This is a genomic window from Burkholderia sp. SIMBA_051 (genome assembly GCF_046534915.1).
Taxonomy (GTDB): domain Bacteria; phylum Pseudomonadota; class Gammaproteobacteria; order Burkholderiales; family Burkholderiaceae; genus Burkholderia; species Burkholderia ambifaria.
Genome location: NZ_JAWRXS010000689.1, coordinates 1 through 247 on the forward strand (window position 1 = coordinate 1; position 247 = coordinate 247).

Genomic DNA, 247 nt, shown 5'->3' on the forward strand with positions numbered 1-247 from the left:
GTTACGAGATCGGCAGCGCGTTCGGCTGGAGTCCGATGGATTCGCTGTTCCTCGGCGCGATCCTCGCGATCTCGTCGACCACGATCATCGTCAAGGCGCTTTCCGAACTGGGTCTGAAGCGCGAGAGCTTCGCGCAACTGGTGTTCGGGATTCTGATCGTCGAGGACATTCTCGCCATCGCGATGCTCGTGCTGCTGTCCGGCATCGCGCAGACCGGTCAACTGAGCGCGGGTATCGCAGTGGTCAC

General features: G+C 61.5%; 1 protein-coding gene. It reads left to right on the top strand.

The features are described from left to right. Positions 1–247 (top strand): cation:proton antiporter (locus SB771_RS36230; RefSeq protein WP_410722189.1); only part of this gene is annotated, 247 nt, incomplete at both ends.